General features: G+C 51.1%; 11 protein-coding genes and 1 riboswitch. Of the genes, 9 read left to right on the top strand and 2 right to left on the bottom strand.

Annotated features, from left to right (window positions below):
• Positions 1–122: 122 nt before the first annotated feature.
• The 6 genes from NST84_RS27020 (at position 123) to NST84_RS26995 (ending at position 9,952) form a co-directional block, all read left to right on the top strand.
• Entirely contained in the window at positions 123–1,664 is a 1,542-nt protein-coding gene (locus tag NST84_RS27020) for a response regulator transcription factor (RefSeq protein WP_342563148.1), read from the top strand.
• 33 nt (positions 1,665–1,697) lie between these two features.
• On the top strand, positions 1,698–3,455 hold the full coding sequence (locus tag NST84_RS27015; RefSeq protein WP_342566534.1) for a sensor histidine kinase: 1,758 nt from the start codon (positions 1,698–1,700) through the stop codon (positions 3,453–3,455).
• Positions 3,456–3,731: 276 nt separating this feature from the next.
• On the top strand, positions 3,732–5,042 hold the full coding sequence (locus tag NST84_RS27010) for an extracellular solute-binding protein (RefSeq protein WP_342563147.1): 1,311 nt from the start codon (positions 3,732–3,734) through the stop codon (positions 5,040–5,042).
• A gap of 110 nt (positions 5,043–5,152) precedes the next feature.
• Complete coding sequence (locus tag NST84_RS27005) at positions 5,153–6,040, top strand: sugar ABC transporter permease (protein WP_342563146.1); 888 nt, start codon at positions 5,153–5,155, stop codon at positions 6,038–6,040.
• The gene (locus tag NST84_RS27000; protein WP_039877315.1) at positions 6,040–6,864 is read left to right on the top strand and encodes a carbohydrate ABC transporter permease; all 825 of its coding nucleotides are present in this window, start codon (positions 6,040–6,042) and stop codon (positions 6,862–6,864) included. The genes NST84_RS27005 and NST84_RS27000 overlap by 1 nt, the downstream gene beginning before the upstream one ends.
• A gap of 34 nt (positions 6,865–6,898) precedes the next feature.
• Positions 6,899–9,952, top strand: coding sequence for a glycoside hydrolase family 2 TIM barrel-domain containing protein (locus tag NST84_RS26995; protein ID WP_342563145.1), 3,054 nt, complete (start codon positions 6,899–6,901; stop codon positions 9,950–9,952).
• Between the two features lie 290 nt (positions 9,953–10,242).
• Here the strand turns inward: NST84_RS26995 and NST84_RS26990 are convergent, their stop codons facing one another.
• The gene (locus NST84_RS26990) at positions 10,243–11,385 is read right to left on the bottom strand and encodes a KamA family radical SAM protein (protein WP_342563144.1); all 1,143 of its coding nucleotides are present in this window, start codon (positions 11,383–11,385) and stop codon (positions 10,243–10,245) included.
• Between the two features lie 141 nt (positions 11,386–11,526).
• Positions 11,527–11,668: riboswitch (cyclic di-AMP (ydaO/yuaA leader) on the bottom strand.
• Positions 11,669–11,818: 150 nt separating this feature from the next.
• On the opposite strand from NST84_RS26990, the gene NST84_RS26985 reads away from it, so the two are divergent.
• The 3 genes from NST84_RS26985 (at position 11,819) to NST84_RS26975 (ending at position 14,068) form a co-directional block, all read left to right on the top strand.
• The gene (locus tag NST84_RS26985; RefSeq protein WP_342563143.1) at positions 11,819–12,310 is read left to right on the top strand and encodes an isochorismatase family protein; all 492 of its coding nucleotides are present in this window, start codon (positions 11,819–11,821) and stop codon (positions 12,308–12,310) included.
• Positions 12,311–12,463: 153 nt separating this feature from the next.
• On the top strand, positions 12,464–13,600 hold the full coding sequence (locus NST84_RS26980; protein ID WP_342563142.1) for a copper amine oxidase N-terminal domain-containing protein: 1,137 nt from the start codon (positions 12,464–12,466) through the stop codon (positions 13,598–13,600).
• Between the two features lie 27 nt (positions 13,601–13,627).
• Positions 13,628–14,068 carry a hypothetical protein gene (locus tag NST84_RS26975; RefSeq protein WP_342563141.1) on the top strand — a complete coding sequence of 147 codons (441 nt, stop codon included), beginning with the start codon at positions 13,628–13,630 and terminating at the stop codon, positions 14,066–14,068.
• Between the two features lie 90 nt (positions 14,069–14,158).
• On the opposite strand, the gene NST84_RS26970 is transcribed toward NST84_RS26975, so the two are convergent.
• Positions 14,159–15,199 carry an LLM class flavin-dependent oxidoreductase gene (locus tag NST84_RS26970; protein ID WP_342563140.1) on the bottom strand — a complete coding sequence of 347 codons (1,041 nt, stop codon included), beginning with the start codon at positions 15,197–15,199 and terminating at the stop codon, positions 14,159–14,161.
• Positions 15,200–15,333: the final 134 nt, after the last annotated feature.

Genomic DNA, 15,333 nt, shown 5'->3' with positions numbered 1-15,333 from the left:
AAGAAAGTATATCTTTCACGCTATACTTTATCCTTATCTTTCTCGCAGTAACGGATACCGTTCTTTTAAGGACGGCGTAACCGTTTCAACTTGTCGTACTTTTGTTCCAAAAAGGAGAAGCCATGGAAACAACGTTCTGCAAAATAGTAGTGGTGGACGATGAGATGCTGGTGCGGCAGGGGATTATGCATCTGCTGGACTGGGAGGGGGAAGGCTTTCAGATCGTCGGGGAGGCGTCCAACGGCCGTGAGGCGTTTGAGCTGATCGAGTCGCAGCAGCCGCATATTATCCTGACGGATATTGTCATGCCGGTGATGGACGGGGAGGAGCTGATCCGGCTCGTCAAGGGCATGTATCCGGAGATTGAAGTCATTGTGCTGAGCAGCTTCAGCGAGTTCGAATATGTGCGCTCTACGTTTCAGAGCGGGGTGGCCGACTATATTCTGAAGCCGCGGCTGGAGGCGGCGTCGCTGCTGGCTGTACTGAAGAAGACGGCACAGCGGATTCCGGTGCTGCAGCAGGTGGACTGGAGGAATGACAAGCGGCAGTCTGCCGATTATATTCTGGACAAGCTGATATCCGGCTATCCGGTGGAGTATGAGGCTGAGGCGCTGCAGGAGATTTTCCCGTATCCGGGCTACACCTTAATTGTAGCGGATACTGGTGATGAACCGGGAGCGATCAGCCGCAAAGAGGAATGGCTGGAGAACAGCATCCGTTCTCTGCTGCAGTCTGGCGGCAGTCCGCTGTCCTTCCGCCGGCTGTCCACGCTGGAAGGACATGTACGGCTGCTGTTTAACCTGCCGGAAGACGGGCAGGAGACGCTGATCAAGCTGGCCGAGCAGATATTTACTACCGGAATCCGGGCCAATATGTTTCTGAGTCTGGCTGTCAGCCGGACTTTTACGCAGTTGCAGGAGCTGCACACGGTATACTCACAGGAGCTGATGAAGCTGCTGGACCACCGGTTTTTCCTGCCTGAACGCTGCCTGCTGGCCGATCATGGCGGGGCGGTGCAGCCGGGACCGGCCTTTGACCAGGAGGCTTTCGCAGCAGAGCTGAACCGCCAGGAGTTCGATCAGGCGTTTGCCCGGCTCAGCGCTTATGTATCCTCGATGTCCGGCCGCCGCGATACGGGTGTGTCCGAGTTTAAGTCCTTTTTGTGCCACAGCATCTTTCAGATCATCGGGATGCTGCTGCAATTCCATTATGAGGCCCGTGCTCTGGATGACAGCAAATATGAGTATTTCCGTTCGATTCATGAAGCCAGGCATGTGGGAGAGACGGAGGCGCGGCTGATGCAGTTTTTGCAGGATGCGACCGAGTGTGTTACGAAGAACCGCGGCGGCACACCGGCGATGCAGAAGATTCTGCTGTACATCGATGAGCATTATTCACGACAGCTTACGCTGACGGAAGTAGCCAGAGAGTTTCATTTTAACCCGTCCTATTTATCTAATTATTTTACTCTGCACAATAAAGAAGGCTTCAACGAATATTTAAACCGGGTGCGGATCGGCAAAGCTTGCCTGTTGCTGAAGGAGGAACCGGGCCTGTCGATCTCCGAAATCAGCAGTATGGTCGGCTATTCCGATCACAGCTATTTCACCAGAGTGTTCCGCAAGCTGATGAACGTGTCGCCAAGCCAATACCGGAAGGGATAACGCAGGAGTTGGAAGGAGCCCGAAATGGGAGTAATGGAAAAATGGCTCAAAAAGCTCAAGGATCAGAGCCTGTTCAGCAAAATATTTGTCGTCATGGTCATCAGCATTGTGCTCGTTACCGTACTGATTACGACGGTGACGGCCCAAATGTCGCAGACGCTGTTTGTGCAGACGTTCAGCATCACCAATTCAAAGATCATTAACCAGATAAAAAGTGCACTAGATAACTCCCATTACACTACCGTCAATACTGCTATCAATGTCGGACAGAGCGGAGTAATCCGCAGCTTCATGACAGAGAAGGATGGCAGCTCACTGGCTAATTTCCGGCGGTATTACAGCATGCGCGACCAGATGGACCGCATTCAGTCAGGGATCGGCGCCGCTAATGTGGGCCTGTCCATTCTGGGAGGGAACGGCAGAAACTATACCAGCGATGTGACCTATTGGTCGGGCTCTGCAGAACAGCTGAGGGATAACCCCATTACAGTGGCTGCGCAGAAGCAGGGCGGGAAGCTGTTTTACAGCTTTATGGACGGGGGCCCGCTGAATTCCCAGAACCGTACGCTGGTCGCCGTTAAAGCGCTGACTGCCCCCGGACTTGCAGAGCCGTATGGTACGCTGTATATGTTCACCCGCGAGGTGGATTTCCGCAAGAATTACGCCAGCTTTACGAGCAAAGGCAATGATGTCATGTTCCTGGATACGGCCGGGCGGATTGTGTCGAGCAACCGGACAGAGCAGATTGGCAGCTTTTCGCCTGACCTCCTGGACAGCGCGAAGCAGATTGCCGAGGCGGGCCTTGACAGCCAGGAGCTGACGATCGGGGGACGGGAAGTCATTGTGCTGGCTGATTACCTGCCGTCCTACAACTTTTATATTGTAAACCTGATTGATAAAGATGAGACCATCGGTACGCTGTTCGATAAAAGAATGCTGTTTCTGATCGGCGGGGCGATTGCTGCGGTTGCACTGCTCCTGATCTACTTCCTGACCAAGCGGCTGACATTATCCCTGCGTACGCTGGTCAAAAAAATGTCCAATGTGACCAAAAAGAATTTCCATAACTATATGGCTGTTACCGGCAGTTATGAGACAAGGCAGCTGAGCACAGCATTCAACTACATGCTCAAGGAGCTGAATGATTATGTCGCCCAGCTGGTGGAGACGCAGAAGGAGCAGCGGAATGCGGAACTGGCGGCACTTCAGCAGCAGATAAATCCTCATTTCTTGTATAATACCCTGGCATCGGTCAATATCCTGGTGCAGCGGGGCAGTAAGGAGCAGGCGACAGAAACGATTCATGCCCTGATCTCCCTGCTGCAGAACACGATCAGCAATGTGAAAGAGACAATTACAGTCGAGGATGAGCTGATTAACCTGAAGCATTACGTCTTTATTACTCAGGTACGTAACGGCAACCGGATCAAGGTCGAGACCTTTGTTTCGCCGGACTGCATGAATGCTAAGGTACCCAAGCTGATTTTGCAGCCTTTTATTGAAAATGCTTTTTTCCACGCTTTCAATATCAAAACCTCCGGTTATATCTATGTCACCATCATGAAGGACAGGGATATGCTGCACTGTGAGGTGGTTGATACGGGGGACGGCATGGATCTGGTCAACAAAGAGACGATCCCGGCTTCCAGCAGCAGCCGTCAGCTGTTCAGCGGCATCGGTATCCGTAATGTCCATGACCGTCTGCTGCTGCTGTACGGGGAGCCTTACGGCGTATCCATCTCAAGCACTCCGGGTCAGGGGACAAAAGTCTCTATCAGAATTCCGTGCTGATTACGCATTGAAACGCTGGGTTTGCAGCATAATATAACAGCTACGCCGCGAGCCGGCGCCGCATACCGGCGCCGGCTTCTTGCATCTGTGCGGCCTGTTTTACCTAAAAAAAGTGCGAAAGGAGAAAAATAATGCTAATCCGTAGAGCGTGGAAGCGGATACAGCACACAATATTATCACTATTTTAACTAAAATCATTTCTAACGAAATGGCCGGCCGGGATGATATTCTGTTTAAAGAAAGCACTTTCAAATACATGTTAGGGGGATATACATCATGAAGAAAAAAGCTACCGCTTTGCTGCTCGCAGGATTTACACTGCTGACAGCTTGCTCAAGCAACTCCAATTCCAATAATCAGGCTAACACCGGAGCAGAAGGAAATGCAGCTGCCGGAACCCAAAAACTTACAGTCTGGGCCTGGGACAAAAACTTCAACATCGCTGCGATGAACCTGGCTAAAGATGCTTATGTGGCCAAAAATCCGGATGCACAAATTGAAGTTGTTGAGTATGCACAGGATGACATTATCCAGAAGCTGAACACAGGTCTTAACTCAGGCTCCGCTTCCGGTCTGCCGAACATTGTGCTGATCGAGGATTACCGTGCACAAAGCTTCTTGCAAACGTATCCAGACGCTTTTCAGGAACTGGGCGATGCAATCAACACAGCTGATTTCGCTGAATACAAGCTCGGGCCAACCAGCTTTGACGGCAAGCAATACGGTGTACCATTCGACTCCGGTGTTGTAGGTCTTTATGTCCGCACCGACTATCTGCAGGAAGCAGGCTATACTACTGACGATCTGCAGGATATCGACTGGCAGCAGTACATTGAAATCGGTAAAGCAATCAAAGCTAAGACCGGTAAAGACATGCTGACTCAGGACCCTAACGATCTGGGGCTGATCCGCATGATGATCCAGTCCGCCGGCTCCTGGTACCTGAAAGAAGACGGTACAACACCTGACCTGAAAGACAACGCAGTACTGAAGGAAGCTTTTGAAAGCTATAAAGAACTGATGAGTGCCGATATCGTTAAAATCAACTCTGACTGGAGCTCCTTCCTGGCTGGCTTCAACAGCGGTGACGTTGCTTCCGTTCCAACCGGTAACTGGATTACACCTTCTGTAAAAGCATCTGCTGACCAGTCCGGCAAATGGGCGGTAGTACCATTCCCTAAACTCAAGAATGCAGCAAACTCTGTACACGCATCTAACCTCGGCGGCAGCTCCTGGTATGTGCTGAACAATGATGGTAAAGAAGCAGCAGTGAAATTCCTGGGTGAAACCCTCGGCTCTGACGTTGATCTGTACCAGAAGCTTGTAACTGACGTAGGCGTTGTAGGTACTTACAAACCGGCTGCTGAAGGCGAAGCTTACGGTGCGGCTGATGAATTCTTCGGCGGACAAAAGGTTATCGCTGACTTTGCAAAATGGACTGCTGAAATCCCTAACGTAAACTATGGTCTGCACACTTATGCTATTGAGGACATTCTCAAGGTTGAAATGCAGAACTTCTTGAATGGTACAGCTATTGATAAAGCGCTTGGCGATGCACAGTCCCAGGCTGAATCCCAGATCCAGTAATATTTCTGCAAGAAACGGATTGTCCGCTGTCCTCCTTACCTGCCGGCTAGAGCCAGGACGGAGGACAGCGGCTTCTCCATTTTAAGATTTACGCCTGTATAGAGAAAGGAATGAGAGCTGTGAACCATACCATGCGCAACCGCGCTAAGCTTACCGGCTGGCTGTTTATTTCCGTGGCCGTCCTCATGATCTGTCTGTTTTATTTCTATCCGATGATCCAGGCCCTGCTGCTCTCGTTTAAGACGGGTGCGGGTGCCAACCTTCATTTTGACGGATTATCCAATTACAAACGTCTGCTTAGCGATAAAACCTTCTTTACAGCAGTCAAAAACACCTTCTTGTTCCTGATTGTACAGGTACCGGTTATGATCGTGTTTGCGATGATGATCTCGGTACTGCTGAATGACAGCAAGCTGCGCTTTAAAGGCTTTTTCCGTACTGCGATCTTCCTGCCTTGCGTAACCTCGCTTGTAGCTTACTCCGTCGTATTCAAATATCTGTTTGGTAATGACGGTCTGATCAACCTGGCTTTAATGAACATGCATATCCTGTCTGAACCAATCCAGTGGATCTCCGATCCCTTCTGGGCAAAAGTAACCATCATTATCGCAATTACCTGGCGCTGGACGGGATACAATATGATTTTCTTCCTCTCCTCGCTGCAAAACATCGACAGCTCCATTTATGAAGCCGCGAAAATTGACGGTGCTTCCGGGCCAAGACAATTTTTCGCGATTACCGTTCCGCTGCTCAAGCCGATTATCCTCTTTACGTCGATCACTTCGACAATCGGTACCCTGCAGCTGTTCGATGAAATTATGAATATAACCAAGGGAGGTCCCGGTAACGCGACGCTCTCCATTTCCCAATATATTTATAATCTTTCGTTCAAGTACACACCTGACTTCGGATATGCCGCAACTGTGTCATATTCCATCGTAATCATGATTGTTGTACTGGCCTTCCTTCAAATTAAACTGGCAGGTGATGATAAATAATGAGAAGCTTACGCCGTGCCCCAATTTATATTTTTCTGTCGATTGTAGCGTTCGTTTCGATTTTCCCGTTTCTGTGGATGATTATCAGCGCCACTAACCTTTCGGTGGACGTTACGCAGGGCAGAATGCTGCCCGGTACCGCTCTGTTCGACAATATCAGAAAGCTTACAGAGTCAATCAATCTGGTACCTGCACTCTGGAATACGCTCAAAATCGCACTGACAACAACGGTTCTGGCCCTGCTGGTTGCTTCCCTGGCCGGATACGGATTTGAAATTTACCGCAGCAAAGCAAAGGATATGGTCTTCAATCTGTTATTATTATCGATGATGATCCCTTTTGCCGCGCTGATGGTTCCGCTGTATCAAATGTTCTCCAAGCTGTCGGCCGCTGCTCCGCTTATCGGAGTTAACACAGTGGCTGCAGTGGTTCTGCCGACCTTTACGACGGCGTTCCTGATCTTCTTCTTCCGTCAGAGCTCGAAAATGTTTCCGCGGGAGCTGCTTGAAGCAGGCCGGATTGACGGATTGTCGGAGCTTGGCCTGTTCTTCAAAATCTATATGCCGACGATGAAGACGACCTATTCCGCCGCTGCAATCATCACGTTCATGTCCAGCTGGAACAACTATCTCTGGCCGCTGATCGTGCTGCAGACTCCGGAAAAACGGACGATTCCGCTGCTGATCTCGAACCTGGGCTCCAGCTACTCCCCGGATTTCGGTGTAATCATGGCCGCAGTCGTTATCTCTACGCTTCCGACAGCACTTGTCTTCTTCCTGATGCAGAAGCAGTTCGTTGCCGGTATGGTGGGATCAGTGAAGTAAGGATTTAAATGTTCACTTTCTATCAGAGGAGGAAATGAAATTGGCAGTTAACCCAAGCTTGAGCTGGCTGGAAGATCCGGGCACCTTTAAGGTAAACCGGGTGGAAGCTCATTCGGACCACCGTTATTACACGAATACGGCTGAGGCAGAGGCCGGAGCGCCGATGGATATGCGCTTCAGCCTGAACGGAAGCTGGAAGTTCAGCTATGCGCCGAATCCGGCAAGCCGTGTAGAAGCGTTCTATAAGGAAGAATTTAATTGTACCGGCTGGGACAACATTCAGGTTCCCGGACATATCCAGCTGCAGGGCTACGGCCGGCCGCAATATGTCAATACAATGTATCCTTGGGATGGGCTGATTGATCTTCGTCCGCCGCATATCTCTCCGGAGCATAACCCGGTGGGCAGCTATGTTAAAGAGTTCCGTCTGCCGGAAAAGCTGGAGAACGGACCGCTGTTCATTTCCTTCCAGGGTGTGGAATCGGCTTTCTATGTGTGGTTGAACGGCGAATTCGTCGGCTATGCCGAGGATAGCTTCACTCCTTCGGAATTTGACCTGACCCCGTTTGTACGGGCAGGCAAAAACAAACTGGCTGTTGAGGTTTACCAGCGCAGCACCGGCGGCTGGCTGGAGGACCAGGATTTTTGGCGGTTCTCCGGGATTTTCCGGGAAGTGTACTTATATACGGTTCCTAAAGTTCATATCCGTGATCTTGAAGTACGGGCTGAGCTGGATGATACTTATACGCAAGGCAGTCTGAACGTAACAATGCGCCTGCTGGATACGCCGCAGGAAACGGTCAGCGCCAAGCTTGAGCTGAAGGATAGAGACGGGGAGGTCCGGCTTAGCAGCGAGGGTGTGTTCGACGGGCAGGAGCTTACGCTGTCGGGAGAAGTGGCCGATGTGCTGACCTGGAGTGCAGAGAATCCTTATCTTTATACCGTTTGTCTCACTTTGACGGGAGCAGATGGAGCGGTCGTAGAGGCTGTTGTGCAAAAGGCCGGCTTCCGCCGGTTCGAGATGAAAAACAAACTGATGTGCATTAACGGCAAGCGGATTGTCTTCAAAGGTGTTAACCGGCATGAATTTAACTGCCGCACAGGCCGCAATATTACCCGCGAGGATATGCTGTGGGATATTGAGACACTGAAGAGAAGCAACATCAATGCCGTCCGTACCTCGCACTATCCGAACCAGACTATGTGGTATGAGCTGTGTGATGAATACGGGGTTTATGTCATCGATGAAATGAACCTGGAAACTCACGGCTCCTGGCAAAAGATGGGCGCGGTTGAGCCTTCCTGGAATATTCCGCACAATGACCCGCAATGGCATGATATCGTGCTGGACCGCGCGATCAATATGGTGGAGCGGGACAAGAACCATCCGTCCATTCTGATCTGGTCCTGTGGTAACGAATCGTATGCAGGGCAAGTCATTTTGGATGTGGCGAACTGGTTCCGCAGCCGGGACAACAGCCGTCTGGTGCACTATGAAGGCGTGTTCTATGACCGCAATTATAATGATACAAGTGATATGGAGAGCCGGATGTATGCCAAGCCGGCCGACATCGAGGAATATCTGAACAGTAACCCGGACAAGCCGTATCTCAGCTGCGAATATATGCATGCGATGGGGAACTCCGTCGGCGGCATGCATAAGTACACAGAGCTTGAGAACAAGTACCCGATGTACCAGGGCGGCTTCATCTGGGATTATATTGATCAGTCCATTCTGAAGAAGGACCGCTATGGTAACGAGTTCTTCGCTTATGGCGGCGATTTCGGTGATCGTCCGACAGATTACAGCTTCTGCGGGAACGGCATTGTCTTCGCTGACCGGAAGTGGACACCGAAGATGCAGGAGGTTAAATTCCTGTATCAGAATTACAAGCTTGCGCCAGACCAGACATGCATCCGCGTGACGAATGAAAGTCTGTTCGCAGGAACCGATCATCTGGCACTGGAATACAGCCTGTACTGTGACGGTGAGCTGCTGGGCAAGTGGACAAAAGAGGTTGACGCTGCTCCGCAAAGCGAAGTGCTTGTGCCGATTGAGCTTCCGCAGACGGAAGGAACGCCGGGCGAATACAGCATCCAGGCTTCCCTGGTGCTGAAGGAAGCAGAGCTTTGGGCCGAAGCCGGATATGAAATCGCCTTTGGCGAGCATATCTTTAACGTGGAAGCCGGGCAGGCGGAACTTCCGGCAGGCGCACTGAATGTAGTAGAAGGAGATGTGCAAATCGGCGTAATTGGCGAGGGCTTCACTGTAATCTTCTCCAAGCAGGTCGGATCACTGGTATCGCTGAACTATAAAGGACATGAGATGATTGAGGCTCCTCCAGCTCCGCTGTTCTGGCGGGCAACGACCGACAACGACAAAGGAACCCAGCTCGGTTACCACGGCGGAGCCTGGTATGCGGCAAGCCTGGCCCGCAAATGCGTGGAGGTCAGCCTTGAGAAGCTGGAAGGTTCTGTTACGGTAAGCTTTGACTACCGGTTCAGCATTCATGAAGAGCTGGCGTTCAAAACAGCCTATACCGTATACGGCGACGGATCGGTAAGAGTACGTACACGCTATTCCGGTGCTGCCGGACTTCCGGATGTGCCGATTGTGGCCTTGTCCTTCAAAATGTCGGCTGACTATGAGCAGTCAGAGTGGTATGCGATGGGACCTGAGGAGAACTACATCGACCGTGCATTCGGCGCCAGACTCGGCGTGTTCAGCCGGAAGGTGCAGGACCTGCCGTCCCGCTACCTTGTACCGCAGGAATCGGGTAACCGCACCGGCGTCCGCCGCGTGAGCATTACCGATAAAGCAGGAGTCGGGCTGCAGATTACAGCTCCGGCAAGCGCGCCTGTAGAGTGCACTTTGTCGCCTTACACTGCATTCGAGCTGGAGCATGCTGCTCATCCGTTTGAGCTTCCGCAGGTTCACTACACTGTAGTGACTGTTGCCGGCAGACAAATGGGCGTCGGCGGTGACGACAGCTGGGGTGCACCGGTTCATCCGGAATACAGAACTCCTGCGGATCAGCCGCTGGAATATGAATTCTTCCTGTCCAGTGTGGGATTAGGAGAGAGATAATTTAATGTTGTGAAGTGAAGCCGGCCCCGTTCTGATGATATTCAGAGCGGGGCCGGTTTTTGCTTGGGTGCTTTTGAATACATGGTGGCATTTAGTTGGAAATTCGGCACTTAATTCTTTGATATTCAGCTTAGTGGAGCCATTAGTTGGAAAAACTACACTTATTTTTAGCCTCAGCTTCTAATTATGGCCAAATCGGCAGATATAAGTGACGTTTTTACAACTAGTAGAGCGATTTCAGGGGTTTCGCCCAGAAATAGATGACAATTTTACACTTAGCTTAGTCAGGACTAAACCTGAAGAGGTACCGGAATGACACCCGCGCTTTTCTTCACAGGCTTGCTCCAGTACTGCTCGTTTCCGGGGAGGTCATCGAACCATTCGGCATCTTCCGGACAGTCGAGAATCATGAATTTCCCGTACTCCTGATCGCGGGACTGGTGGTACTTAAGATAGGCTTTGCCGTCTTCAATAGCCAGAATTTCAATTTTGCCGGAGGAGTGGCTCATGGAGAGCCGGACTCTTTTGCCGAGGCCTGAGGTTCGGGCTTTGGCTTCTTCGACGATCCGGTATACCTGCTCAAGCGGCAGGACGAATTCACGGTTGCCGGCGATCGGCCGGTTAATAAAGAAATAGTAGGGCGTGATTCCGGCCCAGGACAGGCGGTCCAGCAGCTCACCCAGAACAGCAGGGTCATCGTTAATGCCCTTAAGCACCGGAGTCTGATTGACGATAATCGCGCCGGCATCATGCAGGGCTCTTACGGCCCGTTTGGCCTCAGGTGTAATTTCCCGCGGATGATTAATATGCGCCATAATATAAATTCGTTTCTCTACAGTAGAGTGGGTGCGGATCAGCTCCAGCAGCTCAGGGTCCTGAGAGATACGCATCGGATTGAATACCGGCAGCTTGGAGCCGAGGCGGATGATTTTGACGTGTGGAATAGCTCTAAGGCTCTCAATAATGAAACGCAGCTTGGTCGTTGAGAGAATCAGGCTGTCTCCACCAGTTAGCAGGACGTTGTTGATTTCAGGATGGGCGGCGATATACTCGATTCCGGCGGTGACATCGGAGGAGGCTTCTTTGACATCGTTGCGGAATAGCCGTTTACGGAAGCAATAGCGGCAGTAGGCACCGCAAACCTCGGAGACAATCAGCAGCGCGGTGGTCCGGTATTTATGCTGGCAGCCATTAACGACGTAGTTGGCCTCCTCATCAGAGGCATCCCACTGGCCGTATTCCATAAGCTCACCTTCAGCGGGAATAACAAGCTTGCGGATGGGATCCTCCGGGTCCTCCCAATTAATCAGTGATAAATAGTAGTCATTCGCCCGGAACACAAATTTGTCCGTGACCTCTTTGAGCCGCGATCTTTCCGCTTCAGGCAGCATTTCCATTTTGTTAATGTCGGTTATGTATCGTACCTTTTGCACATGAATCTCTCCTTTGTTCTCCTAATGGCGAGACAATAGGGAGCCTTGATGTCAAAAGCCAAACTGTTAGCCAGCAGGGCCTCTAAAGAACACAAAAAGAGACCCTTAGCACAAGGGTCTCATGTTATAAACATAAAAAAGCAGACCCATCCACTACTGACGAGGTTAGCTGACGGACTCGGGTAAGATGGTACCCTACATTGCATTACTCAATGATTCGCCCCAATTGACTGGTTCCCCCGCTTTCCAGCTGGAAATACTGGAAATTAAGCGTAGTTCAAGTATAACCTGCAAAGTTTGCTGAAGTCAAAGCTGTTGGCAGAGTGCACGGCATAATATTTTTCAAGGAAAATTATAATTAAACTTTATTTGGCTTACTGCTTGATTGTGTTGTACGATATCGGCATATCTTTTTACAACAAGGAGGGTCTTGATGAAGCTGGGCTATTTGATCATCGATATGCAGGAGATTCATGTGCGGGATTACGTGGATCAGAAGACGCTGGACCGCGGCTGCGAATATATGAATTATGTGGCGGACATGCTCCGGGAGAAGGACCAGCTGGTCATTCACATTCAGGATATTGAGGGAATAGAGGAAGATACCAAGGAGCGCTATAATATTATTCCGGAAATCCGGGTAGCGGACAGTGACCTGAAAGTTACCAAAGAGCATTCGAACGCATTCTGGAAAACAGAGCTGGAGCAGCTTCTGAAGGAGCACGGTGTTGAGCTGCTGATTATCTCCGGCTTCTCGGCTGAGCACTGCGTGCAGTTTACCTACAATGGGGCGAGCGAACGGGGCTTCCGGCCGGTTTTGCTGCAAAATGGCGTTCTGAGCGCACACAGCGATACCGTGACTGCCGCCCACAGAGACCGCAATCTGATCTCGTATCCGGTGATTCCCTATTTGATTAACCAGTAGTATGAATGACCAGTGACACCCTGTTTGTCTGCAGTATTATGCTGCGGAACAAACGGGTGTTTTTTTATTTGGGATCCGTGAATAATATTGAAACTTTTTCCAAATAATCTCGTCCATTAATACATAGATATCTGCATGGGGGAGGATTACATAATGAAAAATGGGAAGCTGGCTGCCGGCATTCTGGCCGCGGCCATCGCTTTAAGTCCGGGAGCGGCATCTGCGGCTGCGGACAGTGTTATTCAGCTGAATTACAAAGAGACTTCGCTGGGCAGCAGCCAGGTAGTTACTTCTGGTACTACGCTTGTTCCGCTGCAGCAGCTGGCAGAGACGATGGGCTACGCACTCACCTGGAACCAAAGTACGAAGTCAGCGAAGCTGATCCGTCCGGGACATGAAGTTACATTAACTGCCGGTACTGTTAACGCAACGGTAGACGGCAATGCGTCAACTCTGGCTGAAGCACCCCGTATCCTCAAAGGTAAAATCTATGTCCCGCTGGTGTCGGCAGTCAGTCTGCTGGGCGGCAAAACGGTGTATGACAAAGACAGCAACCGCCTGAATATTGTGGACGAGCTGCGTTATTCGGTTGCTTCCACGCAAGGCAGGACGTACTGGGTCTCCCAAAAGAACGGCGATGTATTTTATAGTGCTTCCGTTACCGGAAAGCCGGTGCTGATCGGGGCGCTGCCGTTTACGGATCTGATTTATACCCATAGCCTTGCGGTTAAGAATGTAGGTAAGGGTACGGAGCTTTTGCTGCTCACCGATAACCATTATGCGATGTTCAATGATTTCAGCAACAGCTATCAGGTACTGATCCGGAACGGCAAAATCCTGAAGCAGATGGACTATCACTATATGGCCAAATCATACATAAAAGCTCCACTGCTGAAGACGGGCCAGCTCTACATGACTGACGGCGGGAGTGTCCAGTACATAAACGCGGACGGGAGTCCGGGTAAGCTCTTTGACCTGCAAAGCATCACAGGCACAGAAGGGAATTACACCATCGAATACGCGGCGGAAGATATTATTCTGGCGCGCTTAATGACAAGCACACAGTTATTTGCCATTCATACAGCAAGCGGGACAAGCGTCAATCTTAGTCAGCAACTGATCAGTGCCGGGGACCGTAAAGAGTGGGACCGGGCAGACGGCTCGGATGACTTTTATCTGACAAAAATGCTGGTGCTGAAGAAGCGGGAGGGAAACGTGATGACTTTCACCTATGCAACGCTGCCTGACGGAAAAGTGAAGACCGTGACGTATACAGTGGGTACGCAATAAATCCGGGGTGGGTTAAGGAGGAGCATAATGAGAAAAATGACTGCTGTAGCAAGCTGTCTGTGTATCTTTATGGTTGCTATTATAGCAGGATGCAGCAGTTTAGCTAAAGGAGAGCCTAAAGAGGTAGAATTGAAGCAGCTTAGCAGTGGTGCTAGAAGCTTTGTAAACCAGATCAAGGATAAAAGCGGACTGTATCTGTATTCACCTGCCGGCGGGCAGGCTTATCTTATCGTTAACCACCTGGTAACCGGGAGGGATAAGGAAGCGAAGTATCTGGAGTCGTTGAAATCAGAATTAAAGGATCATTTATTAAGACTAGATGTGAATGAGCTGGGGACAACAGAGTATACGGATCAGCGGCTGGGAAAAATAAGGTTTTTTGAGCTTGGTGACAGCAGCGGGAAATATAGCGCGATTCAGGTTTACAAAAACGGAGTGGTGAGCAAATTTGATTCCATAGGCGGTTAACTGCAGCTCAGACCTTGAACAACGCCAAAAAAGAGATGCCCGACAGACCGGGGGATGGTCTGCGGGGCATCTCTTTTACATTACATAACGTTATTTCCGGGCCAGCTCCTGCCGTACAATCGGGGCAACCTTGGTGCCGAGCAGCTCGATCGCGCGCATAACCTCGCGGTGCGGCATGGTGCCGACGTTGACGTGGAGGAAGAAGCGGGTTACGCCGAGGTTTTTGTGCAGCAGAATGATCTTCTCTGCTACATACTCGGAGTCGCCGACATACAGTGCTCCGCGCAGGCTGCGGGCATCGTCGTAGGTTGCGCGGTTGTAGCTCTGACCCCAGCCGCGCTCGCGTCCGATCACATTCATCTGCGCCTGGGTGGAAGGATAGAACAGAGCCGCCGCCTGCTCGGTTGTTTCTCCGACGAAGCCGTGGGAATGGGTCGCAATCTGCAGCTTGTCAGGGTTGTGCCCAGCCCGCGCCGCGGCTTCCTTGTACAGCTTCACCAGCGGTGCGAAGCGTTCCGGCATGCCGCCGATGATGGCGAATGCTACCGGAAGACCGAGCATGCCCGCCCGGATAGCCGACTCGGGATTGCCGCCGGTGGCAATCCATACCGGCAGCGGGTCTTGTACCGCACGCGGATAGACAGGCAGGTTGTCAATCGCCGGACGGTGGCCGCCGCGCCAGGTTACCTTCTCGGAGGCGCGGATTTTCAGCAGCAGCTCGAGATTTTCTTCGAATAGTTCATTATAATCGTCCAGACTGTAGCCGAACAGCGGGAAGGATTCGATAAAAGATCCCCGGCCAGCCATAATCTCCGCCCGTCCGTTAGAGATGCCGTCAAGTGTGGCGAATTGCTGATAGACCCGTACCGGGTCATCCGATGAAAGTACGGATACGGCGCTGGTAAGCCGGATGTTCTTGGTCATTGCCGCTGCAGCCGCCAGGACAACCGCAGGCGCGCTTCCGGCATAATCGGCCCGGTGATGCTCTCCGATTCCGTATACATCCAGTCCGACCTGGTCGGCCAGGACGATTTCCTCAACCGCCTCACGCAGTCTTTCAGCATGGCTAATTACCTTGCCGGTCACCGGATCGGGTGTCGTTTCCAAAAATGTGCTGATTCCTATTTCCATCTTAATCCGCCTCCTTCTTCATGAATCTATCTTACTATACTTTTTAATGTTTCTCAACTTTAGTAAGTGATATTTCGGAAATTATTATGGGCTGCTGTGCCGGCCGTGTCATGCGCCAATTTGGATAACTTGGA

This window comes from Paenibacillus sp. FSL R7-0345, assembly GCF_038595055.1.
Lineage (GTDB): Bacteria > Bacillota > Bacilli > Paenibacillales > Paenibacillaceae > Paenibacillus_AQ.
The sequence above is the reverse complement of the archived record's forward strand: the minus strand, read 5'-3'. Positions and strand labels throughout refer to the sequence as shown.

Excerpts from the sequence above, each read along its gene's own strand:
- NST84_RS27020 (WP_342563148.1), top strand. The coding sequence starts at position 123 with ATGGAAACAACGTTCTGCAAAATAGTAGTGGTGGACGATGAGATGCTG.
- NST84_RS27015 (WP_342566534.1), top strand. The coding sequence starts at position 1,698 with ATGGAAAAATGGCTCAAAAAGCTCAAGGATCAGAGCCTGTTCAGCAAA.
- NST84_RS27010 (WP_342563147.1), top strand. The coding sequence starts at position 3,732 with ATGAAGAAAAAAGCTACCGCTTTGCTGCTCGCAGGATTTACACTGCTG.
- NST84_RS27005 (WP_342563146.1), top strand. The coding sequence starts at position 5,153 with ATGAGAGCTGTGAACCATACCATGCGCAACCGCGCTAAGCTTACCGGC.
- NST84_RS27000 (WP_039877315.1), top strand. The coding sequence starts at position 6,040 with ATGAGAAGCTTACGCCGTGCCCCAATTTATATTTTTCTGTCGATTGTA.
- NST84_RS26995 (WP_342563145.1), top strand. The coding sequence starts at position 6,899 with ATGAAATTGGCAGTTAACCCAAGCTTGAGCTGGCTGGAAGATCCGGGC.
- NST84_RS26985 (WP_342563143.1), top strand. The coding sequence starts at position 11,819 with ATGAAGCTGGGCTATTTGATCATCGATATGCAGGAGATTCATGTGCGG.
- NST84_RS26980 (WP_342563142.1), top strand. The coding sequence starts at position 12,464 with ATGAAAAATGGGAAGCTGGCTGCCGGCATTCTGGCCGCGGCCATCGCT.
- NST84_RS26975 (WP_342563141.1), top strand. The coding sequence starts at position 13,628 with ATGAGAAAAATGACTGCTGTAGCAAGCTGTCTGTGTATCTTTATGGTT.
- NST84_RS26970 (WP_342563140.1), bottom strand. The coding sequence starts at position 15,199 with ATGGAAATAGGAATCAGCACATTTTTGGAAACGACACCCGATCCGGTG.